Source organism: Xenorhabdus littoralis (genome assembly GCF_033949345.1).
GTDB lineage: Bacteria > Pseudomonadota > Gammaproteobacteria > Enterobacterales > Enterobacteriaceae > Xenorhabdus > Xenorhabdus littoralis.
Window position 1 is genome coordinate 42931 of sequence record NZ_VCDP01000017.1, and the last position, 26724, is coordinate 69654.

The following is a 26724-nucleotide window of genomic DNA, read 5'->3' on the forward strand; positions in this document are numbered from 1 at the left end:
CTTCCTTGGTGACAAATAAGATGAGGATAACAATGGAACAGTTGTTTTGGCAGACAATCGGTGATGCACCTCGCGATCTTGTGATGCTGCACGGATGGGGATTGAATGCAGAGGTTTGGCGCTCAGTGGAAACGCGATTGGCTTCGCATTTTCGTTTGCACTTGGTGGATTTGCCCGGATATGGGCGCAGTCAGTCATATTCGGCTATGTCTCTGGCGGAAATGGCAGAGACAGTGTGGCAGCAAGCACCGGAAAATGCCCTGTGGCTGGGATGGTCTTTAGGAGGATTGGTTGCCAGCCGGATTGCATTGGATCATCCGGAAAACGTTGCGGGTTTAGTGACCGTGGCTTCTTCTCCAAAATTCAGTGCTGATGAGGATTGGCCGGGCATTAAACCCGAGGTATTGAGTGCTTTTGAGTACCAATTGAGTGCTGATTTTCAGAAGACGGTCGAACGTTTTCTGGCATTGCAGACATTGGGAACAGAAAGTGCTCGTCAGGATGCCCGTATATTGAAATCAGTCATACTGAATCAGCCGATGCCATCGGTAGAAGTACTTAATGCGGGTTTGGAAATTCTGCGCACTGATGATTTAAGGGAAGAGCTGTCGCAGCTCCGGTTGCCTTTCCTGCGTCTGTATGGCTATCTTGATGGTCTTGTACCGCGCAGAATTGCGGAACGGCTTGATAGCGAATGGCCGGATACGCATTCCGTTATTATGCGCAACTCCGCCCATGCCCCGTTTATTTCTCATCCTGATGAGTTTATTGAAGTATTGACAGGTTTTACTGCCAGTATGGGATGGTGATTTTTAATCATTAAGTGTACTGCTATTAGGCGTTCTTATTTATATCTTGGATTTTAAAAATGGAATGAACTGAATAAGTTATATTGTTTATTCCATTTTCCTATGTTAGGCGTATACCTGATTATTTAATCGGATAAACCTCGGTGATAATTTCCGGGGTATTGACAATAGTATCGAGAACAGGGCAATTACTTTCGACAAACTCAATAAAGTCGCGAATTTCCTGTTCGGTATTGTCTGCCTTGATATAATATTTGGACGTGATTTTGGAAAAACCCATTTTGGCCGCTTTATTTCTGCCAGTGAAGCCATCGGTATCCAGTTCTCCTTCCATTTTAACCTGAATATCGATCAAATTGATTTTATGCTTGCGGGCAAAGCTTTTTGCCACAATACACTGACATGCACCAAAAACCGAAAGTAACGCTTCCACAGGGTTCATCGCTTCATCGGTTCCACCCAGACTTTTCGGTTCGTCTAAGTGGAAGGTAAAGTCCCGCGATGAACATTTCATTTTGAGATGGCCGGCTGACTCAATTGTTGCAGTAAATAACTCTTTAGGCATATTACTATCCTCGGGTTATTAATATAGGGGAATCACTTTTCAGATAATAAGAAAATGATTCTTATTTTTCAATTTTCCAGTGGCGGATGAGTTTATTCTTCATAAAAGGGATTTTTTGTTTAATATTGAATGAGATATTTTTAGTTAAGCCATAATTTTCATTGCTCAGCCTAATATAAAGTATGTTATTGCTTCTTAATAAGGAATTTAATATGGGAATTAGACTAAAAAAAGAATATATAATATTTATCGCTTTTATCACGGTTTTTTTAGCGCAATTAGGTATTTCAATGTATTTACCCGCATTGCCGTTAATAGCTGAAACGTTATCTGCTCAGCAACAGGATATCGCGTTATCTTTCCCTGCATTTTTAATCGGTATGGCTGTATTGATGCTCATTTGGGGTGGATTGGGTGAAAAATATGGCAGAAAAAGAGTACTCTCAATTGCCATACTTTTTTATTCACTGTGCAGTCTCGCCATACCGATGGTCAGCAATACTGAAATGTTCATTTTTCTCCGCTTCCTGCAAGGAATGGGCGCGGGAGGAATGACTATTCTTTCCCGTATATTAATCAAAGACCATTTTAGTGGTGATCGGTTAGCGAAAAGCCTCTCCTGGCTCTCGATTTCATTTGTGATTTCCGTAGGAATAGGGCAGTTTTTAGGTGCCGTAGTGACAAAACTCTGGGGCTGGCAGGCAATTTTTTTCAGTCTGACAATCACCACACTTGTACTGCTTTCGTTATTCTCCCTGATAAAGTTTCCTGAAGTGCAGCTAACTCCATCTCCCCTTTCTTTTAAACTGACTTATGTGACCATCCTGCGGTGTAAGCAATTTCTGTTACCTGCGTTGGCGGGAGCATTAGGTTATGGCATCGTTGTTACATTCAACACCAATGCACCGTTTATCTTTCAAACACAGCTGCAATGGAATGCATATGAATACGGTTTATTGGGATGGCCTATCAGCATGACCTATTTTTTGGGTGCTTTGATCGTTAGTCGTTATGTTGTCAGGAAAGGCCGTGAATTGATCATTCTGATTGGTTTGGGAATATTGTTATTTGGCTGCTCGGTGATGTTATTGGGTGGGATTTTTTACTCCGCATTGCTGCTTTGGTTGCCGTACTGCGTGGCAATTATCGGGCAGGCGATTATCTATCCCATCAGTATGTCGATTGCTATTGAAAAATCCCCCGTCGAAGGCGGTTATCCGGTCGCATTGTGTGGATTTATTCATCAAGTGATGGCGGCAACGATTGGTGTTATCGCAAGTCTACTGCCAAGTCAGTATCCCTGGATGACCACGATATTAATGCTTTGTCTTGCTTTAGGCGTGGTGTCGTGTGTGTTGTATTCCAAGAGTCACCCCATTAGGTTAGACGTTGATCGAATGTAAAATCCAATTCTTTGACTGATGTAATGAATTCGGGGAAGTCAGGGTGATTCGGATTAATAATGGCATTATTTTCATAGGGAATAATGCAAGACGGAATGATAAGGGCAATGTTTTCTGCGGCACTTAGCCAGCCACTGCCTATGTCCATTGTGGAAATGGGGGCAGGATCGTGTCTCCAGTCGTCAGGTAAGTAACTATGTTGTAAATAATCTATGGCTGTATCAGCTATTTCAATAGAAAAGAGTCGGTATTCTTCAAGCAGAGTTTCTTTTGGAGCGTGTACATAAATTTCCAGTACCGCTAGCGCAATGGAGCTAGACACATAGACTGCGGCATATCCTTTATGATTCCAGCGCCCGCCGAATTTTTTCGCGCCGTATCCCGTCCATGCTTCATTAGCATGGACGGATTTTATCAGTCGATAAAAAATCATGAAATGACCCCGTGCTCAAGTCTGCCGATGAGATCCATAATTTCAAGGGCACCACTTTCTGTAGAAATAAGGGAAACGGGTGCAACATTGCCCAATCCTTTTACGGGATGCTTGAGCCAGTGATAGGCGGCCTCTTTATCACCATTGAAGAAAACAATCGTTGCATCAAACACTCGAACCAAGCGGGCTATACGTTCGCTTTCATCAGGAGAAAGCGGGCGCCCGGAGCTTTTACGGCGTGCAACATTACGCTCATTGATACCCGCGATGCGCAGGATATCGGCTTTAGACAAATCTGAATCTCGATGAATATTATCCAGTACATCAAGGGGTAAGCCAGTCTGTAAAACGTTGATGAGATCTTGTCCCCGATTTGCCGGTAACCCGACAGAGCGCCATAGCGCTTTTTTGTTGACTACATCATTTGGTACATAAATACGCATATATCCCCCTAAATGACAAATGTCATTATTCTTATATGACACTTGTCTGGGTTATGCAAGTCTGATATCTATAAAAGTCGGATATCTATGATTAGGTATTTTAATGTATTTACCCGCATTGCCGTTGATAGCCGAAATGTTATCTGCACAGCAACAAGATATTGCGTTATCTTGCTTTAGGTGTGGTGTCGTGTGTGTTGTATTCCAAGAGATGATGCATGCTACAGATTTATAAAGTTGAGTAATAATACAACTATAACCAATTTGACTATAGTAAATATGGGTATACAATGATGGGTGATTTGATAATTGACGGAACATATTCATATGGAAGCGATCTTTATTGAATTACCACCATTTGAGAGATATCGCGCTAATTATTTATCAGATAATGAATTCCGCGCATTTCAAAATATGTTACTTAAAAATCCTCTCTCTGGAGATGTTATTCAACATACGGGAGGTTTGCGGAAGGTACGTTTTTCTGAGCCACAGCGTGGTAAGGGAAAACGTGGAGGCGTTCGAATTATTTATTATTGGTGGGTTGATAAGACTCAATTCATATTATTTACCATTTACAACAAAGGTGAAATGAAGGATTTGAGTCCAAATCAGTCTAAGATTTTACATAATCTGTTAGAAAACATGAAGAAAGAGAGGGATAAATGAGCCGTGATCTGTTTTCTGAACTCAAAGAAGGAATGGAGAGCTTAGAGCTACATAATAAAGGAAAAATTACTCTGAAAACCCATAAGGTCGCAGCTAAATCTATCGAAGCGCTGAAACCTGATGAAATTAGGTCTATTCGGGAAAAACTTAATATATCCCAAGCCGTATTGGCTAATTATCTGAGAGCAGCGATTACAACTTATCAGAAGTGGGAGCAAGGTAAAGCAAAGCCCAATCCACAGGCAGTCTTATTGTTGCGTCTAGTAGAAAAAGATCCTAATACGTTAAAAGCGCTTGAAAGCCTGCTTTAATCAAACCCTATAAAGCAGGCAATGTCTTAATTTTTGGCTGCCAACTGGTACGCTTTTGTATCGCATTTCTGCGTTTCCGGACACTGCTTGCAGCCACCGCTGAGGCAGGAGGAAGCATCCACTTCCTCCAGTTTACCCATCATGACAAGCTGCTTGAGCATGGCTTCCACCATTGGCAGAGGCGCTGAAAACTGATGACTCAGTGATCTCGCATCAGTACGCCCATTGAGGGCAACGGCGTCTCTGATTTCCAGCAAGCTAATCATTCATGACTCCTGCGTCTAATGGCAACTGTTATCTGAACATGCACAGTGACTGTCTTTGGCATTATTGAGTGTTACCGTGACTCTGCTGCGTGCGCGACGCAAGCCAATAAAGACCAGTACGTTAAACAGAACGACCGCCAGAATCGTGATGAGACTGCTCTGCGGATGAGCTGAAAACGTCGTGATCTGGTAAAACAGTGCCGATAGTGAATAGGCGACGTTCAATCCCCACAGGATGGAGAAAATCATCCAGCCACGACTGGTTTCACGGGCAATGGCTCCCATCACGGAAACACAGGGCACGTACAGCAGTACGAAGATCAAATAACTGTAAGCAGAAATAGCAGAGCCGAATTTGGCACTCATTGTTCCCATCGAACCGTGATCCATATTCCCATCACCTTTGCTGGCCTCAATCGGGTTAGAAAGTGCGCTCAGGGTCAGGGTTTCTTTCAGGCTATCCCGGGTTTCTGCAACGGCACCTTTCAGTTTATCCAATAACCGGAATTCATCCGGATTAAACGGTTCTTGGGTGATGTTCTCTGCGGTATATAGCGTGTTCAGAGTTCCTACAACAACTTCTTTTGCCATGGCTCCGGTAACCAGCCCGACTGTTGCCTGCCAGTTATCGGGATGAACACCAATGGGCTGCAATATTGGTGTAATCACTTTACTGACTGAAGCCAGTGCTGATTCATTGATATTGTCTACAGTTTTACCTGAGAAAGAGAAGCTGTTCAGCGCGCCAATGAACATACTGGCGGCGATAATCACTTTACCTGCCCGTACCACGAAACCTTTCAGTCGCTGCCAAGTCTGGAGCAGCAGGGTTTTGGCATGGGGAACATGATAAACAGGCAGCTCCATCACAAATGGCGAGGCTTCACCACGCATAATGGTGTATTTGAGCAACAGGCCTGTCAGGATGGCAACGACAATTCCCAATATATACAGAGAGAAGACGATGCTTGCCCCGCTTTTGCCAAAAAATGCCGCAGCAAACACGGCGAAGATTGCCAGCCTCGCCCCACAGGACATAAACGGTGCCATCATGATAGTAATCAGTCGCTCACGCGGCGCATCCAGAGTTCTTGCCCCCATCACGGCTGGCACGTTACAGCCAAAGCCGACAATCAAGGGCACAAAGGATTTACCCGGAAGCCCCATTGCCTGCATCAGCCTGTCCATGACAAACGCGGCCCGAGCCATATAGCCTGAATCTTCAAGGAAGGAGAGGAACAGGTACATCATGCCAATTTGGGGAACCAGCGGTAGCATCGTGTTGATACCCCCGCCGATACCTTGGGCAAGGAAAACTGTCAGCCAATTCGGGAAGTGGAGGGTATAACCCAGCCATTGCATTCCATCAATGAAAAGGGCGGCGGAAGCACCATCAAAGATTGGCTGTAAAGCCCCTCCGATATTAATGGCCAGTACAAACATCAGGTACATGACGAACAGGAAGATGGGTACACCCAGCCAACGGTTCAGGATAATAGTGTCTAATGTTTTGGTCAGTTTGTTTGGTATGGCCGAGCGGGTATCAATGACGGCCAGACAAAGCTCGTTAATTGCCTGATAGCGCGCTCCCGCAATAATCAGGTCTGGTTCTTCAATCTGTGTTTCTTGCAGGCGCTCCTTACTTTCAGCCAGTTGTACCTGAGTCAGTTCAGAAATCTCGCGACTATAAATATCCCCTTCCAGCACTTGCAAAGTGAGCCAGCGACGTTGTTGTGGATTGAACTTCTCTGTGATCTGGCCGGAAAGGAGATTAATTTCCGGCAATAACACATCGGGATACTCAACCTGTACAGGGTTGGATTGTTGCGGGTAATTGTCGATGATTTTTTTCAGTGCATCGATCCCCGTGGCACGGGTAGATACCAACGGGATAACCGGACAACCAAGACGTTGCTCCAGTGCTTTGACATCAATATTGATACGCTGGTTTTGGGCGATATCCAGCATATTCAGTGCAACGATGCAGGGAACTCCCAGCTCAATCAGTTGCAGCGAGAGATAAAGGTTGCGCTCCAGATTTGAGGCATCCACAACGTTGATCAACATATCGGCTTCACCACTGAGGATATAGTGGCAGGCAATTTGTTCATCAATGGAAGTCTGTTCAGAGATGGTAGTCAGTGAGTAAGTGCCCGGAAGATCGACAAGTTCGACTTTATGGTCATGGGTTATAAAGTGGCCGGTTTTGCGCTCTACAGTGACTCCTGCCCAGTTTCCCACTCGTTGTCGGGAACCAGTGAGTTGGTTAAATAGGGTCGTTTTACCGGCATTGGGATTACCGATCAGGCCTATGGTTAAATGTTTCATCATACTTTCTGCTTCTGCCAATCAGGGGTGATACTATAGATCTTCATGCAAGATGATAAATTCTAAGTCTTGTTTACGGAGGGTCAGGTTTACCCTGCGTGTTTCGATTTGTATTGGATCGCCCAATGGAGCGAAGCGAATGACCTGAAATGTTGAACCGGGCAGCAAGCCGAGAGACAATAATTTTTGTCGGTAAGCCGGGCTGATATCTGGAGAAAATCCCAGAATTTTATATGTGCTTTCTGGAATAAGAGCCATATAACTCTCCATTAAAACTGAAAATATAAGTGATTATAAGAATTATTATCCTCAATAAAGGGGAATTCACAAGAAAAAAGTATGGCGATTACTCTGAATTCTAATTGTTAATGATAATAATATGCAGTTGCGATACGGATTGTTTATCCTCGGATGGTATTAAAATAAATTGATTTTAATCAAATTAATGGTGATTTAATTGAAAATAAATGGCTGCAATACTGGTTGAGTATTGTCTGAAATTTTTCTTCATTCGGTAAGTCGTTAAAAGTGGAGGGAAAATATAAGGCGTAGAGATTATTAGGGTAACAAGCCCTAGATAATAAACAGGGCCTGTTAATTTCTATCTTTTCATTAATATTTCGAATGATTGTTCATTCTCATTCATTCATTATTTATTTTTCATTGAACATGGGGGGAACAAGTAGCTCACTCAATGGAACCTGAACGCGATCATCATCCTTATGAAGAGTCCAGGCATCCGAATCATATACCCACCACACCTGAATCTCCAATTCATAGAAACGGCGTTCCGCATGACCCTGATAGTCACTGATAGGACGCGCTTTCTTCTTGCGGATATTCTCATCAGGAAAGGTTTTCAGAAAGAAGTGATCATACGTCTCCTGTAGTTGTTCGTCGGGAACTTGGCGGGCATAACCCATAAATTGGGAGCCGGCCAGATCCAGTGATGAATCAGGCATAACCTGGCTGCTATAGATTGTCCCGCTGACACGGGGGTTGATGTACAGCTCCCGCGAATGTCGGGTATTTTGTTTTGAATACCAAATCAATTTGAGTGGGTGGTATTGCGGAATATAAAACAGGGTTGATGACCAGGCTGAATCGGCATCTGGGTCATGAGTGGAAAGATTGAAAAAACGGATATTGCTGAGTAAGTTAAAACTGCTTTGGATATGCTTATTCATTACTTTTTCCTCAACAGTATGAATGTGTTTTTTATTTAAAGAACAGGTTAGTTAATTGTATTTTTTATAATATCCAATAAGTTTTTTTACTAATGGATTTATCGCAAAGCGAATTATACGGATTATTTTCAGGAATAGTCAGGTGTTATCACTTATTCAAATTTATAACGCTGGAAACAAATAAAATCATTGTCATGAATTCTATGGTTTTTTATCAGATAAAGGCGTGGTTAATTTTATTTAATCTGCTGTGATAATTTATTTTAATATAAATATAATTAGTGATTTTAAATAGTTAAAAAAATATACCCAATGGATGTAAAGTTGCAATTCAGATAATGGCACACCTATCAGGGAATAAAAGGGCTAACACTGAACTGATCCGCTTGGATCAGTTCAGGAATTAAGAAATTAAGATTAACGTTTTTTGCCGAATGCGGCAGCTAACGCATCGCTCATGGCGCTGTTTGCTAAAGACGCAGAACCTGAAGAGCGGGGATTATGGCGGCCTTTGCCATTACCGTTGCGGTTGTTGCCATTGCGCTGCTCCTGACGGTTGCCGCCTTGAGAGCCTCCGCGACGTGCTGGTGTTTCGCCGGGTTGTTCATCAAGACGCATGGTCAATGCAATACGCTTACGGTTCAGGTCAACATCCATCACCTTCACTTTCACGATATCGCCAGTTTTGACTATGGTACGTGGATCTTCCACGAAGCGATCGGACAGGGAAGAGATATGCACCAAGCCATCCTGATGGACACCGATGTCAACGAACGCACCGAAGTTAGTCACGTTGGTGACGGTGCCTTCCAGAATCATGCCCGCTTGCAGGTCATTCATGGTTTCAACGCCATCGGCAAACGTGGCGGTCTTGAATTCAGGACGTGGGTCGCGACCCGGTTTTTCCAGCTCTTTCAGAATATCAGTGACGGTCGGGATACCGAATTTTTCCGTCGTGAAATCCTGAGCTTTCAGATTACGCAGGTTCGCAGGATTGCCCATTAATTCAGGCAAAGTTTGTTCGGTTGTTGTCAGGATCTTTTCAACGATCGGATAAGATTCAGGGTGAACGGTTGACGAATCCAGTGGGTTATCACCTTGGTTGATGCGCAGGAAGCCCGCACATTGCAGGAAGGCTTTTGGTCCCAGACGGTTAACTTTCAACAATTGGCTGCGGTTGTCAAAGCGACCGTTCTCATCACGCCAGTTAACGATATTCTGGGCAACAGCGCGGGTCAGTCCGGCAACACGGGTCAGCAGGGCAACGGAAGCGGTGTTCAGGTCAACGCCGACGCCGTTAACACAGTCCTCGACGACAGTATCCAGTTTTTTGGCAAGCAGGGTCTGGCTGACATCATGTTGATATTGGCCAACACCGATGGATTTAGGTTCGATTTTCACCAGCTCTGCCAGCGGATCTTGCAGACGACGGGCGATGGAAACCGCGCCACGCAGGGAAACATCCAAATCAGGGAATTCCAGTGCGGCCAATTCAGAAGCGGAATAAACGGATGCTCCCGCTTCACTGACCACGACCTTCTGTGCCGTCACATCTGGGTACTGTTTCTGGACGTTGACAAAGAAACGCTCTGTTTCACGGGATGCAGTACCATTACCAATCGCGACCAGCTCCACTTGGTGTTTGGTACACAAGGCTGCAACGGCGGCGATGGCTTTATTTTCCTGTCCCGTGTGCGGGTAAATGGTGTCAGTTGCGATAAGTTTGCCTGTCGCGTCAACAACGGCGACTTTTACTCCGGTACGCAAACCCGGGTCCAGACCCATTGTTGAGCGCATACCCGCAGGTGCAGCCATCATCAGATCGTGCAGGTTACGGGCGAATACGTTGATGGCTTCCTCTTCGGCTTTCTCGCGCAGTGTGCCCATCAGCTCGGTTTCCAGATGCATCAGCACCTTGATTCGCCATGTCCAGCTCACTACCGCTTTGCGCCAACTGTCTGCCGGTGCGTTATTCAGACGCAGATTGAGGTGATCGGTAATAATGTGTTCGCAGTGGCTCTCTTTTGGCGCTTCCTCAAATTGAGGATCAGCATTCAGGGACAGTTGCAGAATCCCTTCGTTGCGGCCACGATACATGGCAAGGGCGCGGTGAGAGGGAACCGCGGCGATGGCTTCATGATAGTCGAAGTAATCGCTGAACTTAGCACCTTCTTCCTCTTTGCCCTCAACAACTTTGGATACCAAGTGGGCATTTTTCCACAGGTATTCACGTACTTTCGCCAACAGAGCCGCATCTTCGGCAAAACGCTCCATCAGGATATAACGTGCACCATCCAGTGCGGCTTTGGTATCGGCAACGCCCTTGTCAGCATCAACATAGGCTGCTGCTGCCAGCTCCGGCTCTTGTTGCGGCTCCTGCCACAATAAATCAGCCAAAGGTTCCAGTCCGGCTTCAATGGCGGTCTGCCCACGGGTACGGCGTTTAGGTTTATATGGCAGGTACAAGTCTTCCAGTTCAGTTTTACTCAGCGTGGTATTAATCGCCTCTGCAAGCTCAACTGTTAACTTACCCTGTTCCTCAATAGTTTTCAGAATAGTCTGACGGCGACTGGATAGTTCACGCAGGTAACCAAGACGGTTTTCGAGCTGGCGGAGCTGCGTGTCATCCAGACCACCGGTAGCCTCTTTACGGTAACGGGCAATGAAGGGAACTGTATTTCCCTCATCAAGTAAAGTAATGGCAGCTAGGACTTGCTGTGGTTGAGCTTGTAGCTCACCGGCAATGATTCGACTTAAAGATTCATTCATGGTCTGTTTTCTTCAACTTTCTTGGTGTCAGTAGATATCCCGGAACATCATCAGACAGTGCCTGACAGGATCAAATTTCAACTGAAATAATATCGGCATGGTTCAAACTGGCTCCATTTATACGTGCTGAGCGCGATAATTTCCAGTTTAGCGCGATATTTAGGTCATGTTGCGACAGAATTCATCGAATATATTTCGGGTTGAGATATAGTACTCCGCCATTAATCATCTTTTCTCAAGTGAGTTTTTCATGGCCAAGAGTAACTACATTACCCGAGAAGGTTGGCATACGCTTGATCAGGAATTGAAATATCTTTGGAAAACTGAACGTCCCCAAGTCACTCAGGCGGTTTCGGATGCAGCCGCATTGGGTGACCGTTCAGAGAATGCAGAATACATTTATGGTAAAAAAAGATTAAGGGAAATTGACCGGCGTGTGCGATTTTTGTCCAAACGGTTAGATGTGCTGCAAATTGTCGATCCAGATCTGCGGCAAGAAGGAAAAGTTTTTTTTGGGGCATGGGTAAAAGTCGAAAACGAAAATGAAGAAGAGCATGTTTTCCGTCTGGTAGGACCGGATGAATTTGAACCCGCCAAAAAATGGATCTCCATTGATTCTCCTGTAGCGAGAGCGTTACTGGGCAAACAGACTGATGATGAAGTCACGGTAATGACGCCTAACGGTATGGTGACTTACTGGATATTGGCAATTAGCTACCAGCCTTTGGCATAACTCACAGAATTGAGTGATGTAAATGGGAGAACAAGGATAGAAAACTTAAACATAAGCAATTATTGTCAATTCCGTAAACGGCTTTAGAATACGTGCGGTTAGTCTCTATTGGATTATGGGTTTTCTGTAAAAGTAATGGATATTGCAGGCAGGGAGCATCTGGGGAGCTGAAACATGCAAGATAGTTACAAGATCCTTGTTGTTGATGATGATATGCGCTTGCGGGCGTTATTGGAACGTTATTTATCCGAGCAGGGTTTTCAAGTTCGTAGTGTAGCAAATGCAGAACAGATGGATCGTTTATTGACCAGGGAGTCTATTCAATTAATTGTTCTGGATTTAATGCTGCCGGGCGAGGATGGACTGTCTATTTGTCGAAGGCTGAGAAGCCAGCATAACCCGATTCCGATCATTATGGTGTCCGCGAAAGGGGAAGAAGTCGATCGGATTGTAGGGCTTGAGATTGGGGCTGATGATTATCTCGCCAAGCCTTTTAACCCGCGTGAATTGCTGGCACGTATGCGGGCTGTCCTGCGTCGTAAGACTAATAAATTACCCGGGGCACAGACACCCGATAACGCGGTAATCAAGTTTGGAAAATTTAAACTTGATCTCGGTACACGTGAAATGTTCCATAAAGATGAATTATTACCTTTAACCAGTGGGGAGTTTTCCGTACTGAAAGCTCTGGTTTCCCACCCACGCGCTCCATTGTCGCGGGATAAGTTGATGAATTTAACCCGGGGCAGAGAATATGGCGCAATGGAGCGCTCCATTGATGTGCAGGTTTCTCGCCTGCGTCGCCTGATTGAAGAAGATCCGGCCCATCCCCGTTATATCCAGACCGTTTGGGGGTTAGGATACGTTTTTGTTCCTGATGGAAGCCAAGTATGAAAAGGCTGCTGTATTTGACTCTGGTGATAATGCTGGGCAGCTTGCTGGTCAGCTATTTGGTTGCCCGGCTGTTGATGAGGATGGAAACACTCTCATTCAATGTCTTGCTTCCTTATATTTTTATCGGGGTTTTTACGGCGGCATGGTCAGTATTTACGGCATTCTGGTGGTATCTCCATATCCAGAAACGATCACTGGAAGCACAGGAAAGTGAGCGTGCAGTATTAATAGCCGGAGTGAGTCATGACTTACGCACTCCGCTCACCCGTATTAGGCTGGCGATGGAAATGATGGGAGAAAAAGAGGATTTTCTCGCAGAATCCATCCATCGGGATATTGAGGAATGCAACGCCATTATCGATCAATTCATTGACTATCAGCGCGCAGGGCAGGATGTGCCGATGGTCTGTTGTGAGTTGAATGGGCTGCTTGAAGCCGTCATTGAGAAAGAGCAGCGCTGTACGGCGAATGTCGAAAATCACCTGTCTACCCAATCCATTTTCATTTTGGCCAATTCACTTTCCATTCAGCGTGTTTTGGCCAATATGTTCACTAATGCTCTGCGTTATGGCAATGGATGGATTCGGATCAGCAGTGGCTCAACCGAAAAATTCGGCTGGTTTCAGGTAGAAGATAACGGCACCGGCATGACGAAAGAAGAAGCTGCTATTCTGTTCCAGCCGTTTATGCAGCGAGAGCAGGCCCGCAATACTCACAATAATATTCACCATAATCATCGGGGCGTAGGACTGGGGTTGGCAATCATCAGTCGCATCATTGATATCCACGGAGGATATATTGAAGTGGGGGAAAGTGAAAAGCGGGGATTATCTATTCGCGCATATATTCCATTGAAATAAAAAATAAATGAATAAAAAATAAATCCCGCCTGAAAACAGTTGTTCATTGGTTCGTTGAAAAACACCTGTCATAAAAATGTCATAATTCATACATTTTCCTGTCATTGAATTCACCTATTTTCCTCTCTGATCCATTTCTTAACCTAAAAACCAAATTGTCGATGGACGATATCTGACACTTGTTTTTAATTAATGATGCGTATCCCAGCAGGAGGGAGTATGAAATTAATGCGTACCACCGTGGCGAGCATCATGGCTACCGCTTTTGCCATGACGTCCCTGTCTTCATTTGCCGCCATCAGCTTGACGGGGGCAGGTGCGACATTTCCTGCACCGGTATATACCCAGTGGGCGGATTCTTATCAAAAAGAAACCGGCAATAAAATCAATTATCAGGGTATCGGTTCTTCGGGTGGTGTGAAGCAAGTTAATGCCAATACTGTTGATTTTGGTGCATCTGATGCGCCGCTTTCCGATCAAAAATTAGCGCAAGATGGCCTGTTTCAGTTTCCTACCGTCATCGGCGGTATTGTGCTGGTCGTGAATATTTCCGGCATCAAATCCGGCCAGTTGATTCTGGATGGCAAAACCCTCGGTGATATCTATCTGGGGAATATTAAGAAATGGAATGACCCGGCGATTGTAAAACTGAACCCAGATCTCAAACTCCCTGATCAAAATATTGCCGTAGTACGGCGCGCCGACGGTTCAGGAACTTCCTACGTTTTCACCCGTTATCTGGCCAAAGTTAACCCTGAGTGGAAAGAAAAAGTGAGCGTGGGAACTACGGTCAAATGGCCAACCGGACTGGGTGGCAAAGGCAATGATGGTATTGCTGCATTTGTACAACGCCTGCCGGGTTCGATTGGCTACGTTGAATATGCTTATGCGAAGCAAAATGGCCTCGCTTACACCAAGCTGGTTTCAGCGGATGGTTCAGTCGTTGCCCCGACTGCTGAAAACTTTAGTGCAGCATCTAAAGGTGCGGACTGGAGCAGCAGTTTTGCTCAGGATCTGACAAACCAAAAAGGTGATAACGCTTGGCCAATCACCTCCACGACATTCATTCTCATTCACAAACAGCAGGCGAATGCCACAAATGGCACTGAAGTCCTGAAATTCTTTGATTGGGCTTACGACAAAGGCAAAAAACAGGCGAAAGATCTGGATTATGCCGTTCTACCGAAAGAAGTTGTCAGTCAGGTACGTGCAGCATGGAAGAGCAACATCAAAGATAGTAGTGGCAAACCGTTATATTGATGGCTGATGGCCTGCCAGCATTACAAATAAGTCACTGTCAAATATCCCCCTTCCGAGGGGGATATCATCCAAAATGAGAATTCAGCGTATGGCCGAACGTAAAACGGCATTGAAAGCACCAAGCAAAAATGGCGACATGATTTTCAGCGTTCTGGTTAGATTAGCCGCGCTGCTGACTTTATTCCTGCTCGGAGGCATTATCATTTCGCTGATAACTGCTTCTTGGCCAAGTATACGGGCATTTGGTTTTGCTTTTTTGTGGAACAAAGATTGGGATGCACCCGCAGGTCTGTTTGGCGCATTAGTGCCCATTTACGGCACACTGATGACATCATTAGTTGCCCTGATTATTGCGGTTCCGGTGAGTTTTGGCATTGCCTTGTTTCTGACGGAATTAGCACCGAACTGGTTGAAGCGTCCTTTGGGCATAGCTATTGAATTGTTGGCAGCGATCCCCAGTATCGTTTACGGCATGTGGGGTTTATTTATTTTTGCTCCCTTGTTTGCCACATATTTCCAGCAACCCGTTGGTGATGTGTTATCGAGCATACCCATTATAGGGGAACTGTTTTCCGGCCCCGCGTTTGGAATCGGCATACTGGCTGCGGGGATCATTCTCGCCATCATGGTTATTCCCTATATCGCTTCTGTCATGCGTGATGTGTTTGAGCAAACACCTGTCATGATGAAAGAGTCAGCCTATGGGATCGGTTGTACAACATGGGAAGTGATTTGGCATATTGTCCTGCCTTACACCAGGAACGGCGTGATTGGCGGCGTGATGTTGGGGCTTGGCCGGGCTTTGGGAGAAACGATGGCCGTAACCTTTATAATCGGTAACACCTACCAGCTTGACAGCTTGTCCCTGTACATGCCGGGGAACAGTATTACTTCTGCGCTGGCGAACGAATTTGCGGAGGCTGAATCTGGCCTGCATACCGCTGCATTGATGGAGTTGGGGCTGATCCTGTTTGTGATCACCTTTATTGTATTGGCATTGTCAAAATTGATGATTATGCGTCTGGCAAAAAATGAGGGGCGCTGAAAAAAATGACAATTACCAATAATCAACCGCCACATCTGGCTGGTGCAATCAATGAAGTGGACATGAAAAGCCGTCGTCGCATGCAGTCATGGCGACGCCAGAAAAACCGAATTGCGTTGATGCTGTCCATGGCAACCATGGCATTCGGTCTATTCTGGTTGAGCTGGATCTTATTCTCCACCGTCACCAAAGGCATTGATGGTATGTCACTGGCGCTGTTTACCGAAATGACGCCACCGCCCAACACAGAAGGCGGTGGATTGGCAAACGCCATTGTCGGTAGTGGCCTGCTTATCTTCTGGGCAACTGTATTCGGCACTCCACTGGGAATTATGGCGGGGGTCTATCTGGCGGAATACGGCCGTCGTTCGTGGTTGGCAGAAACCATCCGCTTTATTAACGATATTCTGCTCTCAGCACCTTCGATTGTTGTCGGGTTGTTTGTCTACACAGTGGTGGTGGCAAAAGTACAACATTTCTCTGGCTGGGCCGGCGTGATTGCACTGGCGCTGTTGCAGATCCCCATCGTTATCCGCACAACAGAGAACATGTTGAAACTGGTACCGGATAATCTGCGGGAAGCGGCTTATGCTCTGGGGACGCCGAAATGGAAAATGATTTCTGCCATCACCCTGAAAGCCTCGATATCCGGCATTATCACCGGTGTATTGCTGGCGATTGCCCGTATCGCCGGTGAAACAGCCCCGCTGCTGTTCACATCGCTTTCCAATCAGTTCTGGAGTACCGATCTCAGCCAGCCGATTGCGAATCTGCCTGTCACCATCTTCAAGTTTGCCATGAGTCCATTCTCCGACTGGCAGCAACTGGCATGGGCCGGTGTCTTACTGATAACACTGTGCGTACTGCTGATCAACATTGTGGCGCGTGTGCTGTTTGCGAAGAAAAAGCACTAATATTTTATATAGCTATTTTATGTCGTTATTTTATTTCGTTATTTTATATAGGTAGAGAAAAGCACTGATGAATAAGGCTAATGGCATTGCAACAAGCAACCTTGCAGGAAGCAAAATTCAGGTACGTGATCTGAACTTCTATTACGGCAAATTCCACGCGCTGAAAAATATCACGCTGGATATTGCACAGAATAAAGTGACGGCATTCATCGGGCCGTCAGGATGTGGCAAATCCACATTGCTGCGCACTTTCAACAAAATGTATGAACTGTACGCTGAACAGCGGGCAGAAGGTGAAATTATTTTGGATGACACCAATATCCTGACGGACAAGCAGGATATTGCCTTGCTGCGCGCTAAGGTCGGGATGGTTTTCCAGAAACCGACGCCATTTCCGATGTCAATTTACGACAATATTGCTTTCGGGGTGCGCCTGTTTGAAAAGCTGCCAAGGGCTGAGATGGATGAACGTGTCCAATGGGCACTGACAAAGGCTGCCTTGTGGAACGAAACCAAAGATAAACTGCATCAGAGTGGGTACAGTCTTTCCGGTGGTCAGCAACAACGCCTGTGCATCGCCCGTGGCATTGCCATTCGCCCGGAAGTTCTGTTGCTGGATGAACCTTGTTCGGCACTTGACCCGATCTCAACCGGACGCATTGAAGAATTGATCAGTGAATTAAAATCGGAATATACCGTTGTGATCGTCACTCACAATATGCAGCAGGCGGCACGTTGTTCTGATTACACGGCATTTATGTACCTCGGTGAACTGATTGAGTTCAGTGATACTGACAGACTGTTCACCACACCAAAGATGAAACAGACTGAAGATTACATTACCGGCCGTTACGGCTGATACGAGGTTTAAACGGGGAATAGCAAACGGGGGATAGCATAAGATGGACAATCTGAATCTCAGCAAACATATCTCCGGCCAGTTCAATGCTGAGCTGGAGCATATTCGTACAGAATTGATGACCATGGGTGGGCTGGTGGAAGAGCAACTCAGTAAAGCAATTCTGGCGATGCACAATCAGGATGAAACGCTGGCAAGGCAAGTGATTGAGGATGATCAGAAAGTAAACATGATGGAAGTGGCAATTGATGAAGCCTGTGTCCGCATCATTGCGAAACGCCAGCCGACTGCCAGCGATTTGCGCCTTATCATGGTTATTTCCAAGACCATTGCTGAACTGGAGCGTATCGGGGATGTAGCCGATAAAATCTGCCAGACTGCACTTGAAAAGTTTTCACATCAACAGCAATCCTTGCTGGTCAGTCTGGAATCATTGGGTCGCCACACTATCCAAATGCTGCATGATGTACTGGATGCTTTTGCCCGCATGGATCTGGAAGAAGCCATTCGCATCTATCGTGAAGATAAAAAAGTCGATCAAGAATACGAAGGAATTATCCGTCAGCTAATGACTTATATGATGGAAGATCCCAGAACGATTCCCAATGTTATGACCGCACTTTTCTGTGCCCGTTCCATTGAGCGCATTGGCGACCGTTGCCAGAATATTTGTGAATTTATCTTTTACTATGTTAAGGGACAGGATTTCCGTCACGTTGGCGGTGATAAGCTGGAAAAATTGCTGACTAACGAAGAATAATTTTAGCCCTTTGAAACGCTGATATTTTTCGTCGGCGTTTCCTTTATTTATATTCATAATTGATATAAACATAGCATTTTATATTATTTCAAGTGCTATAGCGGAATTGATAGCTTTTGTTGGTCATATAAAAATTAATAACCAACAGGGGTGTTCAATGAAAGTTCGCAATAAATCCCGCGTAGCGGTGACTGTACTGCTGACCGGTCTGGCGCTGATTTCAGGTGTGGCAAAGGCAGATAAACTCGATGACATTAAAAAAGCGGGCACGGTACGTATTGCGGTATTTGACAGTAACCCGCCATTTGGTTTTATCGATCCCCAAACGAAAAAGCTGGCGGGTTATGATGTGGATATCGCTAACGCCATTGCCAGTGATTTAGGGGTAAAACTGGAACTGCGCCCAACTAACCCGGCCAACCGCATTCCTTTGCTCTCTTCCAAAAAAATTGACTTAATCGCTGCGAACTTCACGATTACTGACGAACGTGCAAAACAGGTCGATTTCTCTGTTCCTTATTTTGCAACGGGCCAGAAATTCATTGCCCGTAAAGGCGTTCTGACTACCCCTGACGACATTGCTAAATTGCGTATTGGCGCAGATAAAGGAACTGTGCAGGAAATTACTCTGCGTGAGCATTATCCGACAGCAAAAGTTATCTCTTATGACGATACCCCGCTGGCCTTTGCGGCATTGAGAAATGGCAATGTTCAGGCTATTACACAGGATGATGCGAAACTGGTTGGTTTGTTGGCAAATGTTCCAAGCGCCCAGAAAGCAGACTTTGAAATTTCCCCTTTCAGCATTACCCGCGAATATCAGGCAGTCGCGGCTTCCAAAGGGGAAGGGCGACTGATTGATGTCGTTAACCAGACTCTGTTGAAACTGGAAAAAGAGGGTGAAGCAGAGAAAATTTATAACCGCTGGTTTGGCCCGGAAACTAAATCGGCCCAGCCACGTGGTGGCTTTAAATTCGCGCCATTGGAGAGTCAGGCAAAACAATAACTGTCCTTTAGCTATCTTTTAGGAAAAAACACCTGAAACTAGCCCCGTTATCTCGGGGCTTTGCTGTTTGGTTGATGTGGTGAATGATATGTTTGAGCAATTTATTACCGAGCACTTACTGGCTCCTGAATATCTACATTGGCTCTGGCAGGGTTTCTTGATTACCTTGTGGCTTTCTGCCTGTGCCATTGTTTCCTCCACCTTATTGGGTTTCGTGATTGCTGCTGCGCGGGATAGCGAAATTAAGCCATTGCGTTGGCTGGTCACGACCTACACCATGGTATTCCGCAATACTCCCCTGCTGGTACAACTCTTTTTCTGGTATTTCGCATCGGGTCAGATTCTGCCGCAGACAGCAATGCTGTGGCTGAATACACCCCATGAAGCAACGATTTTCGGTCTGGTGCTGGACTGGCCATCTTTTGAATTCTTGGCGGGATTTATCGGCCTGACCCTTTATTCCGCACCTTTTGTCGCTGAGGAATTACGTGCAGGTATTCAGGGAGTCGGACGCGGGCAAAAATATGCAGCCCATGCCCTGGGCTTAACAGGCTGGCAGGCCATGCGCCATGTTGTATTACCGCAGGCGTTGAAAATAGCCATGCCGCCTTTGTTGGGGCAATACATGAACATTGTCAAAAACTCCTCATTAACGATGGCAATCGGCGTGGCAGAACTCTCTTATGCTTCCCGCCAAGTGGAAACCCAGACCCTGCAAACCTTTGAGGCGTTTGGTATCGCAACCGTGCTTTATATCGCCATTATTGCCGTGATGGAAGGTTGGGGACAGTGGCGTCAGCAGAAAACATTAGCAAGGGGATACTGAAATGGATTTTACGGTTATTGCAGAAAACTGGCGTTATTTGCTGCTGGGAACATTTCCCGACGGGCCATTGGCAGGAGCGGCATTGACGCTGGTAATCAGCATCATGGCCGGCGTGATTTCTATCGTATTGGGTATCTTGGGTGGAATAGCACTGGCGATGCTGCGTGGATTCTGGGCTAATCTGCTGGCGGCAGTATTGGGATTCTTCCGTGCCATTCCGGTGATCATGCTGATTTTCTGGACGTACTTCTTGTTGCCCGTGGTCTTGGGGATGGAAATTCCCGAAATCACGACAGTCGTTTGTGCGCTGGCATTAATTACTTCCGCTTATCTGGCACACGGTGTTAAAGCCGGTATTCTGGCTATTGGTGAAGGCCAGTGGCGCGCAGGATTATCACTGGGATTCAACCGCTGGGAAGTGCTGTGGCATATCGTCTTACCGCAGGCATTGCGCATGATGATACCTTCATTCATCAACCAATGGATTGCCTTAATTAAAGACACCTCACTGGCGTATATCGTTGGCGTATCAGAATTATCATTTTTGGCAACACAGGTGAATAACCGCAGCATGGTTTATCCGATGGAAGTCTTTTTATTCGTTGCGCTGATTTATTTTGTGATGTGTTTATCACTGGAATTAATTGCCAATTACATTGCCCGTCAATTTTCTGTAGGGCGAGAAAAAACATCCCTCTTTAGATTCTGGCGTAAAAAAGAATTAGATGTAGTTACGCAAAATTAATTTTTCAATATGGAATCTCTTTTCTATTTTGTTTTTCTATTTCGTATGTAACTCCCCTGTTGTGAGGCAGGGAGTTTTTTTATATCAAGCTAAAAAATCAGAAAGTTATTTCATTCTCCCATCTGACTGATATTTTTCTTATTGAAGCAAGATATTTTTATCCATGTGGTTAGTTCTGTTTTTAGGATTCAATCAGTATTTTTTGGCTAAATTTCCTGCTATAACACCAGAGGTAAAGTAAGACCAAAAAATGATGAAGGATGAAAATAATATGGCGAATTCAATTTATGTGACAATTAAAGGAAAACTTCAGGGACTGATTTCTCAAGGATGTTCTACACTGGATTCTATTGGTAATAAATTTCAGTTGGGGCATGAAGACCAAATTTTTGTATTACAATTTAATCATGGTATTTCTCGTGCACAAAACGTTTCTCATCAACCGGTTAAATTCGTAAAGCCTCTGGATAAATCCTCTCCGTTATTAATGATGGCAATTTCAAACAATGAGGAACTTGACCTGATGTTTGATTTTTATCGGACATCACAAACCGGTGGGCAAGAACGTTATTATTCAGTTAATTTACGCAATGCGAAATTACTGAATTTGAATGTCCAGTATCCTCACTCTGTGAATCATAATGATCAGCAACCAGAAGAAGTTGTGGCAGTAAGGTATAAAGATATTGTTTGTCAGCATCACGTGGCTGGTACATCAGGATATTGTGCTTGGGAAGAGACAGTTTATTAATTAACAATCACGAGTGGTAATTAAAATGCGATTTGAAAGTCTTACCTCACAATTAAGGAATGAGTTTGATGAGAGTAAACTGCCGAGTTTACAATACTCAAGCCTTTTGGGATCTCGTAATGCCGCTAATATCGATTTTAAGGCGATAGCTGATGCATTGGATTGCCACCGTGATTTTTATGGTGCTGGAATTATTTATTCAGATGGTTTGTCTAAGCGTTATTTGGTTAGACCATCGAAAAGACGCGGAAGTCCGGTTTCTTCTGAATTGACGCATATTATTATCTTTAATCTTGAAGCCGGGGCGAGTCCAGAGGTCGAACTGAAAAAAACAGTTTCAGAACCCAGTTTGATGTTAGAGATTGGATCGACAGCAATTTCGTGTGGTGGTGCTGTAGCGACTGTATTGGGAGGGGTAGCATCAGGGATGGCAGTGCCATTTACTGGAGGTGGTAGTACAGCAGGTGTAATTTTAGCTTATAGTGGGTTTGCTGCAACCGCTGCCCAATGCATCAATGGAGGATATAGAGTTTATCAACTGACTGCTAATGGTGATGAAGGCGCGGAACATATCGCTTGGTTAGATTCACAAGATTGGTATGTTACAACGACAACAATCTTAGATATAACCTCTCTTGCGTCAGGATCTGCCGCATTAAAGGAAGCCTATCAAACCTATAAGATAATGAAGGCTACTTCCCCCCGTAAGGCATCAGAATGGCTGAAAAATATGCCAAGACATGAAAGAAAACGATTGACTGAAGAAATTATGCGGCATAATAATCCGGGAATATCTAATCAAGCAATAAAAAGAGCTATAGGGCAAGGGAAGTATATTAAACGTTACCCTACAGAAGAGATACAAAATACGTTACGAAAGCATCTTAAAGATTCTCTTATCGCAGGTAGTGGATTTGTGGGAAGTGGAATGTCGGGTTCAATCCGTAATCCAGAAAATATATTTAAAACAGGCGATTATATTATTGGTACTATCTATTCCGTTGCTTATGAAAATCAGTAATTTATTGATTTTAATGTTACAGATAATCGTACTTATTGTATATCTACACAAGGTGTTTAGAAAATAATATGAGAATAAAAGAATTCATTTTTGATACTGGTTTAAAAAAATTATTTGATAAAGGAAAGGAGTTGGAAGGGAAAATAAAAAATAATGACCCGGTGTTAGAAAACATTATACTGGATGTTAGAAGTTACAAGGAGTATTTTTGTTATCCGGGGCAGTATAAGATAAGACTTATTATATCTTTTATTGCTATCGTTTATATGTTTTTTTTCTCTGGTTTGGCAGCAGCTCTACCAGCATTACTTATACAAAATCCAAGTAATGAGATAAAGGCTATTTTTTTCATTTCAATATTAGTCGTTGCTGGTTTTATTACACTTTCACAGGTCGTATTTACTTTGAAAGGGTATTATTATGGTTCCGTGATACAATACTATTTAAATTATTTTGTGTTTTTATTTAGTTTATTAGTTATTTGCATTGGAAAACTGACCAACATTTCTTTTGCTTATTTTTTCTTTATGGCATTATGTTGTATTGTCATAAAGAAAATATTGAACAGCCATTATTATACTGATTTTATATTGTCTAGCATGCATTATAGAATAGCGCTTATTTTTGAGAATAGGGAATTGAATAAACTAAAAGGATTCAATAGAAAACAATTAAGGGAATACTCAAGAATGATGAAGTCAGAAAAACGTAAAAAAATAAGGAGTGATAAAAGAGAAAGGCAATCGATGGATAAATAATCTTGAGTGAGAAAAATAAAATGGATATAAACGAAATATTAACCAATAAAAAACTTAGGAATTTTTTTGATCTGTATGAAAATATAGAGAAAAGAATAAAAAGTGATGATTCTTCACTTACCCAAACGGATGATTTTATCAGACTTAAAGATAAAATAACCATTAATCGATCTTCTGAGGAAAGTATATTACTGGCTTTATTTCCCATTCTGATATTTGTTTCTTATATCATATTGGTGATCGTCTTTTACGGATTTTATTTTTCTACTGATGTGGCAGGATTTATTCGCTCTGCTAATATGTTTATTATTTCGGTAGTTTCTTTGCTGGCACTTTATGCTTACAGAGGTAATATCTCCGCTTTAAAAACCCTCAACGCTCTGAATACATTGAGTATTATATTTGCCTTGAGCATTCTTTTGCTTGATTACTTTGTCTATTATATGCACCACGAATGGTATTTATTGATTATCGTGTTTTTTAATTTCTTTACAAATAGGGTAATTATTAACAGTACTTCTTTTTCTCAGGCAATGACAGAAATTTTATGGTTCAGAACGACGAACCAGCTATTGAGAAAACAGATAGACAATGAATCTGATCAGTGTGATGAACACACGGCTTCTCAAAAGAAAAATATATTCACCATGCTCTGGCAGTATTGTGTATTAAATACAAACCTCCGTAACACACTAAAAGCAAGTTATGATCTGAACCTGCGAGTAAAAAGAAATGACGCTACGTTGCTGACAGAGAAAAGAATAAACAAATATCAACATCTGTTGGAATTCGGCATGTCCAGAAAAGCGTTATTGATGACGACATTAGCTACTGTTTTATTGATGAAGGCTTATGTAATCGGAACATTTATGCTGTTATCTAATTTTGATAACAAAAATGACTTGCCCATCTTATTTTTTGTGGTCGCAGTTGCGCTTGTATTTTCTTCGTTGCCCATTTTACTCACCCACCGAGGAATAACATTGGGTTTCAGGATGCTATCTTTAGCACGTTATCTTTTTATGATTATTTTTGCTCTATTGGTGGGCCTGAAATTCGTGGCTGGCATCTTGAAATACAGTAACATTTCTTTAGCTATGATTACATTGGAGTTCTTGTTGGTATTCTTTATGTTAAATACTGAGTATTACTGTCGTCACCTCAGAGAATTACACTGCTTTTTGGCGTGGCATAAGATAATCAGAAATAATAATCAGTAAATTTCAGAGGTACACGCTGCCATACTGTGTACCTCTGATTCAATAAATCAGAGGTGTTTTTCTTTCCCGAATACGGCAATCCCCACCGCAGTCAATATCAGCAATGATCCAGCAGTGATAAACACCGACAGGAATGAATGATTGAACGCCTGTTTTGCGGCCTGAATCAGCGATAAGGAATGGGGAGATATGCTTAACGATATACTGGCTACTATGCCATCCGATGGCTCTTCTGTTAATTCTGAATTAAATAAAGAGTAAGACGCTATATTGTTTTCTTCTGGCATAACATGATGAATGGCAGAAATAACGCATAAAATAGCGTCACCTGATGAATAACCACAACAATCATTGTGTTATGTAACTTATTGATTATACGCTCCGCAAACGTTTACTTTTTTTGTTGTTCCACAGTAACGATTTTTATGGGTTTCCTGTAGGATAAGTCGAAAACTTCGTTTTTTGGGGAAACAATATTACATGAGCACAATAAATTCTGGCTCTGAAAATCGTCAGGGCTTGTTTCAGCGCGTGTTTAAATTAGAGGAACATGGCACAACGGTTCGCACCGAAATGGTTGCCGGACTGACGACCTTTCTCACGATGGTCTATATCGTCTTTGTTAATCCGCAGATTTTGGCGGTTGCGGGCATGGATATTAAGGCGGTATTTGTTACGACCTGTTTAATTGCCGCAGTGGGCAGTATTCTGATGGGATTGATGGCGAACTTGCCTGTTGCCGTTGCTCCGGCAATGGGACTGAATGCGTTTTTCGCCTTTGTTGTGGTCGGTTCGATGGGCATCTCATGGCAGGTCGCAATGGGGGCTATTTTCTGGGGAGCAGTGGGTCTATTGCTCTTAACGCTCTTCCGTATCCGTTACTGGATGATCGCCAATATTCCATTGAGCCTGCGAGTGGGAATTACCAGTGGCATCGGCCTTTTCATTGCCATGATGGGATTAAAAAATGCGGGCATTATCGTTCCTAATCCCGACACCATCGTCTCAATTGGTAATTTTACTTCCCATAACGTCCTGTTAGGAACATTGGGCTTTTTCATTATTGCTATTTTAGCCGCGCGCAATTTCCATGCGGCGGTATTGGTCTCTATCGTAGTGACAACCAGTATCGGCTTTATGATGGGATATGTGGAATATCACGGTATTTTTGACCTGCCGCCCAGCGTGATGAGTGTCGTCGGTAACGTTGATGTGAAAGGTGCGTTGGATATCGCTTTGGCAGGGGTTATCTTCTCGTTCATGTTGGTGAACTTGTTTGATTCTTCCGGCACATTGATTGGTGTGACGGATAAGGCTGGCCTTGCAGACAGTGACGGCAAATTCCCACGCATGAAACAAGCGCTGTATGTGGACAGTATCAGTTCTGTTGCGGGCTCTTATATTGGAACCTCTTCGGTTACCGCCTATGTTGAAAGCTCCTCAGGGGTTTCTGTCGGTGGGCGTACAGGCCTGACGGCGATTGTAGTCGGTATTTTGTTCCTGCTGGTGATGTTTGTCTCTCCGCTGGCGGGTATGGTGCCTGCCTACGCTACGGCAGGGGCGTTGGTTTATGTCGGTGTATTGATGACTTCCAGCCTGACACGGGTAAAATGGAACGATCTGACGGAGTCTGTGCCTGCATTTATCACCGCCGTGATGATGCCATTTAGCTTCTCCATTACTGAAGGGATCGCGCTGGGCTTTATCGCCTACTGCGCCATGAAATTGGGAACCGGTAAATGGCGTGATATCAGCCTGTGCGTTATCGTAGTGACGCTGCTGTTTGTATTGAAGATGGCATTTGTGGATGCCCATTAAATGCGATTGATATGATCGTAAAAAACCTGACAACGTATTCATTGTCAGGTTTTTTTATTTTATGGCTTTAG

The 26724-nt window shown here is 44.0% G+C and carries 29 protein-coding genes; 20 read left to right on the forward strand and 9 right to left on the reverse strand.

Annotated features, from left to right (window positions below):
• Positions 1–32 precede the first annotated feature (32 nt).
• Entirely contained in the window at positions 33–809 is a 777-nt protein-coding gene (gene bioH / locus FE394_RS05585; RefSeq protein ID WP_319925411.1) for a pimeloyl-ACP methyl ester esterase BioH, read from the forward strand.
• A 121-nt stretch (positions 810–930) separates the two neighbouring features.
• On the opposite strand, the gene FE394_RS05590 is transcribed toward bioH, so the two are convergent.
• On the reverse strand, positions 931–1374 hold the full coding sequence (locus tag FE394_RS05590; RefSeq protein ID WP_319925412.1) for an OsmC family protein: 444 nt from the start codon (positions 1372–1374) through the stop codon (positions 931–933).
• A gap of 212 nt (positions 1375–1586) precedes the next feature.
• On the opposite strand from FE394_RS05590, the gene FE394_RS05595 reads away from it, so the two are divergent.
• A complete protein-coding gene (locus FE394_RS05595) occupies positions 1587–2777 on the forward strand; it encodes an MFS transporter (protein ID WP_319925413.1) in 1191 nt (396 codons plus the stop codon).
• On the opposite strand, the gene FE394_RS05600 is transcribed toward FE394_RS05595, so the two are convergent.
• The gene (locus FE394_RS05600; RefSeq protein ID WP_319925414.1) at positions 2752–3210 is read right to left on the reverse strand and encodes an RES family NAD+ phosphorylase; all 459 of its coding nucleotides are present in this window, start codon (positions 3208–3210) and stop codon (positions 2752–2754) included. The two genes, FE394_RS05595 and FE394_RS05600, sit on opposite strands and share 26 nt — an antisense overlap.
• On the reverse strand, positions 3207–3653 hold the full coding sequence (parS, locus tag FE394_RS05605) for a type II RES/Xre toxin-antitoxin system antitoxin (RefSeq protein WP_319925415.1): 447 nt from the start codon (positions 3651–3653) through the stop codon (positions 3207–3209). The genes FE394_RS05600 and parS overlap by 4 nt, the downstream gene beginning before the upstream one ends.
• A 327-nt stretch (positions 3654–3980) precedes the next feature.
• Here parS and FE394_RS05610 point away from each other — a divergent pair, with 327 nt between their 5' ends.
• A complete protein-coding gene (locus FE394_RS05610; protein ID WP_319925416.1) occupies positions 3981–4322 on the forward strand; it encodes a toxin in 342 nt (113 codons plus the stop codon).
• Entirely contained in the window at positions 4319–4633 is a 315-nt protein-coding gene (locus FE394_RS05615; RefSeq protein ID WP_319925417.1) for a helix-turn-helix domain-containing protein, read from the forward strand. The genes FE394_RS05610 and FE394_RS05615 overlap by 4 nt, the downstream gene beginning before the upstream one ends.
• 26 nt (positions 4634–4659) lie before the next feature.
• Here the strand turns inward: FE394_RS05615 and FE394_RS05620 are convergent, their stop codons facing one another.
• The 5 genes from FE394_RS05620 to FE394_RS05640 form a co-directional block, all read right to left on the reverse strand.
• Positions 4660–4899: a FeoC-like transcriptional regulator gene (locus tag FE394_RS05620; protein ID WP_319925418.1), complete on the reverse strand. Its 240-nt coding sequence runs from the start codon at positions 4897–4899 to the stop codon at positions 4660–4662.
• A 15-nt stretch (positions 4900–4914) separates the two neighbouring features.
• Positions 4915–7227, reverse strand: coding sequence for a Fe(2+) transporter permease subunit FeoB (gene feoB, locus FE394_RS05625; RefSeq protein WP_319925440.1), 2313 nt, complete (start codon positions 7225–7227; stop codon positions 4915–4917).
• Positions 7228–7260: 33 nt separating this feature from the next.
• Positions 7261–7485 (reverse strand): ferrous iron transporter A, encoded by a 225-nt coding sequence (gene feoA, locus FE394_RS05630; RefSeq protein WP_319925419.1) that lies wholly within the window; start codon positions 7483–7485, stop codon positions 7261–7263.
• A 395-nt stretch (positions 7486–7880) separates the two neighbouring features.
• Entirely contained in the window at positions 7881–8414 is a 534-nt protein-coding gene (locus tag FE394_RS05635) for a pyridoxamine 5'-phosphate oxidase family protein (protein ID WP_319925420.1), read from the reverse strand.
• Between the two features lie 417 nt (positions 8415–8831).
• On the reverse strand, positions 8832–11183 hold the full coding sequence (locus FE394_RS05640; RefSeq protein ID WP_319925421.1) for a Tex family protein: 2352 nt from the start codon (positions 11181–11183) through the stop codon (positions 8832–8834).
• Positions 11184–11433: 250 nt separating this feature from the next.
• Between FE394_RS05640 and greB the strand changes: the two genes are divergently transcribed.
• From greB to FE394_RS05715, 15 genes are all read left to right on the forward strand, one after another.
• Positions 11434–11916 carry a transcription elongation factor GreB gene (gene greB, locus FE394_RS05645; protein ID WP_319925422.1) on the forward strand — a complete coding sequence of 161 codons (483 nt, stop codon included), beginning with the start codon at positions 11434–11436 and terminating at the stop codon, positions 11914–11916.
• A gap of 174 nt (positions 11917–12090) precedes the next feature.
• Positions 12091–12810, forward strand: coding sequence for an osmolarity response regulator transcription factor OmpR (gene ompR / locus FE394_RS05650; protein ID WP_319925423.1), 720 nt, complete (start codon positions 12091–12093; stop codon positions 12808–12810).
• Positions 12807–13670: an ATP-binding protein gene (locus FE394_RS05655; RefSeq protein ID WP_319925424.1), complete on the forward strand. Its 864-nt coding sequence runs from the start codon at positions 12807–12809 to the stop codon at positions 13668–13670. Before ompR ends, FE394_RS05655 begins: the two co-directional genes overlap by 4 nt.
• 219 nt (positions 13671–13889) lie before the next feature.
• Positions 13890–14930 carry a phosphate ABC transporter substrate-binding protein PstS gene (gene pstS, locus FE394_RS05660; protein WP_319925425.1) on the forward strand — a complete coding sequence of 347 codons (1041 nt, stop codon included), beginning with the start codon at positions 13890–13892 and terminating at the stop codon, positions 14928–14930.
• Between the two features lie 88 nt (positions 14931–15018).
• The gene (gene pstC, locus FE394_RS05665) at positions 15019–15975 is read left to right on the forward strand and encodes a phosphate ABC transporter permease PstC (RefSeq protein WP_319925441.1); all 957 of its coding nucleotides are present in this window, start codon (positions 15019–15021) and stop codon (positions 15973–15975) included.
• Between the two features lie 5 nt (positions 15976–15980).
• Complete coding sequence (gene pstA / locus FE394_RS05670) at positions 15981–16889, forward strand: phosphate ABC transporter permease PstA (RefSeq protein ID WP_319925426.1); 909 nt, start codon at positions 15981–15983, stop codon at positions 16887–16889.
• 67 nt (positions 16890–16956) lie between these two features.
• Positions 16957–17748, forward strand: a complete 792-nt coding sequence (pstB, locus tag FE394_RS05675; protein ID WP_319925427.1) for a phosphate ABC transporter ATP-binding protein PstB — start codon at positions 16957–16959, stop codon at positions 17746–17748.
• 43 nt (positions 17749–17791) lie between these two features.
• Positions 17792–18508, forward strand: coding sequence for a phosphate signaling complex protein PhoU (phoU, locus tag FE394_RS05680; RefSeq protein WP_319925428.1), 717 nt, complete (start codon positions 17792–17794; stop codon positions 18506–18508).
• A 157-nt stretch (positions 18509–18665) separates the two neighbouring features.
• On the forward strand, positions 18666–19514 hold the full coding sequence (locus FE394_RS05685) for an ABC transporter substrate-binding protein (RefSeq protein WP_319925429.1): 849 nt from the start codon (positions 18666–18668) through the stop codon (positions 19512–19514).
• Between the two features lie 88 nt (positions 19515–19602).
• On the forward strand, positions 19603–20340 hold the full coding sequence (locus FE394_RS05690; RefSeq protein ID WP_319925430.1) for an amino acid ABC transporter permease: 738 nt from the start codon (positions 19603–19605) through the stop codon (positions 20338–20340).
• A gap of 1 nt (position 20341) precedes the next feature.
• Positions 20342–21085, forward strand: a complete 744-nt coding sequence (locus tag FE394_RS05695) for an amino acid ABC transporter permease (protein ID WP_319925431.1) — start codon at positions 20342–20344, stop codon at positions 21083–21085.
• A 271-nt stretch (positions 21086–21356) separates the two neighbouring features.
• Entirely contained in the window at positions 21357–21836 is a 480-nt protein-coding gene (locus FE394_RS05700) for an Hcp family type VI secretion system effector (protein WP_319925442.1), read from the forward strand.
• Between the two features lie 25 nt (positions 21837–21861).
• Positions 21862–22857 (forward strand): Ssp4 family T6SS effector, encoded by a 996-nt coding sequence (locus tag FE394_RS05705; RefSeq protein ID WP_319925432.1) that lies wholly within the window; start codon positions 21862–21864, stop codon positions 22855–22857.
• A gap of 68 nt (positions 22858–22925) precedes the next feature.
• Positions 22926–23615 (forward strand): hypothetical protein, encoded by a 690-nt coding sequence (locus FE394_RS05710; protein ID WP_319925433.1) that lies wholly within the window; start codon positions 22926–22928, stop codon positions 23613–23615.
• Positions 23616–23617: 2 nt separating this feature from the next.
• Positions 23618–24835, forward strand: coding sequence for a hypothetical protein (locus tag FE394_RS05715; protein WP_319925434.1), 1218 nt, complete (start codon positions 23618–23620; stop codon positions 24833–24835).
• Between the two features lie 47 nt (positions 24836–24882).
• Here the strand turns inward: FE394_RS05715 and FE394_RS05720 are convergent, their stop codons facing one another.
• A complete protein-coding gene (locus tag FE394_RS05720) occupies positions 24883–25122 on the reverse strand; it encodes a hypothetical protein (RefSeq protein WP_319925435.1) in 240 nt (79 codons plus the stop codon).
• Between the two features lie 193 nt (positions 25123–25315).
• On the opposite strand from FE394_RS05720, the gene FE394_RS05725 reads away from it, so the two are divergent.
• On the forward strand, positions 25316–26653 hold the full coding sequence (locus tag FE394_RS05725; RefSeq protein WP_319925436.1) for an NCS2 family permease: 1338 nt from the start codon (positions 25316–25318) through the stop codon (positions 26651–26653).
• Positions 26654–26724: the final 71 nt, after the last annotated feature.

What these genes read in the sequence shown, in the direction of transcription:
- bioH (WP_319925411.1), top strand. Translation starts at nt 33, where the DNA reads ATGGAACAGTTGTTTTGGCAGACAATCGGTGATGCACCTCGCGATCTT.
- FE394_RS05590 (WP_319925412.1), bottom strand. Translation starts at nt 1,374, where the DNA reads ATGCCTAAAGAGTTATTTACTGCAACAATTGAGTCAGCCGGCCATCTC.
- FE394_RS05595 (WP_319925413.1), top strand. Translation starts at nt 1,587, where the DNA reads ATGGGAATTAGACTAAAAAAAGAATATATAATATTTATCGCTTTTATC.
- FE394_RS05600 (WP_319925414.1), bottom strand. Translation starts at nt 3,210, where the DNA reads ATGATTTTTTATCGACTGATAAAATCCGTCCATGCTAATGAAGCATGG.
- parS (WP_319925415.1), bottom strand. Translation starts at nt 3,653, where the DNA reads ATGCGTATTTATGTACCAAATGATGTAGTCAACAAAAAAGCGCTATGG.
- FE394_RS05610 (WP_319925416.1), top strand. Translation starts at nt 3,981, where the DNA reads ATGGAAGCGATCTTTATTGAATTACCACCATTTGAGAGATATCGCGCT.
- FE394_RS05615 (WP_319925417.1), top strand. Translation starts at nt 4,319, where the DNA reads ATGAGCCGTGATCTGTTTTCTGAACTCAAAGAAGGAATGGAGAGCTTA.
- FE394_RS05620 (WP_319925418.1), bottom strand. Translation starts at nt 4,899, where the DNA reads ATGATTAGCTTGCTGGAAATCAGAGACGCCGTTGCCCTCAATGGGCGT.
- feoB (WP_319925440.1), bottom strand. Translation starts at nt 7,227, where the DNA reads ATGAAACATTTAACCATAGGCCTGATCGGTAATCCCAATGCCGGTAAA.
- feoA (WP_319925419.1), bottom strand. Translation starts at nt 7,485, where the DNA reads ATGGCTCTTATTCCAGAAAGCACATATAAAATTCTGGGATTTTCTCCA.
- FE394_RS05635 (WP_319925420.1), bottom strand. Translation starts at nt 8,414, where the DNA reads ATGAATAAGCATATCCAAAGCAGTTTTAACTTACTCAGCAATATCCGT.
- FE394_RS05640 (WP_319925421.1), bottom strand. Translation starts at nt 11,183, where the DNA reads ATGAATGAATCTTTAAGTCGAATCATTGCCGGTGAGCTACAAGCTCAA.
- greB (WP_319925422.1), top strand. Translation starts at nt 11,434, where the DNA reads ATGGCCAAGAGTAACTACATTACCCGAGAAGGTTGGCATACGCTTGAT.
- ompR (WP_319925423.1), top strand. Translation starts at nt 12,091, where the DNA reads ATGCAAGATAGTTACAAGATCCTTGTTGTTGATGATGATATGCGCTTG.
- FE394_RS05655 (WP_319925424.1), top strand. Translation starts at nt 12,807, where the DNA reads ATGAAAAGGCTGCTGTATTTGACTCTGGTGATAATGCTGGGCAGCTTG.
- pstS (WP_319925425.1), top strand. Translation starts at nt 13,890, where the DNA reads ATGAAATTAATGCGTACCACCGTGGCGAGCATCATGGCTACCGCTTTT.
- pstC (WP_319925441.1), top strand. Translation starts at nt 15,019, where the DNA reads ATGGCCGAACGTAAAACGGCATTGAAAGCACCAAGCAAAAATGGCGAC.
- pstA (WP_319925426.1), top strand. Translation starts at nt 15,981, where the DNA reads ATGACAATTACCAATAATCAACCGCCACATCTGGCTGGTGCAATCAAT.
- pstB (WP_319925427.1), top strand. Translation starts at nt 16,957, where the DNA reads ATGAATAAGGCTAATGGCATTGCAACAAGCAACCTTGCAGGAAGCAAA.
- phoU (WP_319925428.1), top strand. Translation starts at nt 17,792, where the DNA reads ATGGACAATCTGAATCTCAGCAAACATATCTCCGGCCAGTTCAATGCT.
- FE394_RS05685 (WP_319925429.1), top strand. Translation starts at nt 18,666, where the DNA reads ATGAAAGTTCGCAATAAATCCCGCGTAGCGGTGACTGTACTGCTGACC.
- FE394_RS05690 (WP_319925430.1), top strand. Translation starts at nt 19,603, where the DNA reads ATGTTTGAGCAATTTATTACCGAGCACTTACTGGCTCCTGAATATCTA.
- FE394_RS05695 (WP_319925431.1), top strand. Translation starts at nt 20,342, where the DNA reads ATGGATTTTACGGTTATTGCAGAAAACTGGCGTTATTTGCTGCTGGGA.
- FE394_RS05700 (WP_319925442.1), top strand. Translation starts at nt 21,357, where the DNA reads ATGGCGAATTCAATTTATGTGACAATTAAAGGAAAACTTCAGGGACTG.
- FE394_RS05705 (WP_319925432.1), top strand. Translation starts at nt 21,862, where the DNA reads ATGCGATTTGAAAGTCTTACCTCACAATTAAGGAATGAGTTTGATGAG.
- FE394_RS05710 (WP_319925433.1), top strand. Translation starts at nt 22,926, where the DNA reads ATGAGAATAAAAGAATTCATTTTTGATACTGGTTTAAAAAAATTATTT.
- FE394_RS05720 (WP_319925435.1), bottom strand. Translation starts at nt 25,122, where the DNA reads ATGCCAGAAGAAAACAATATAGCGTCTTACTCTTTATTTAATTCAGAA.
- FE394_RS05725 (WP_319925436.1), top strand. Translation starts at nt 25,316, where the DNA reads ATGAGCACAATAAATTCTGGCTCTGAAAATCGTCAGGGCTTGTTTCAG.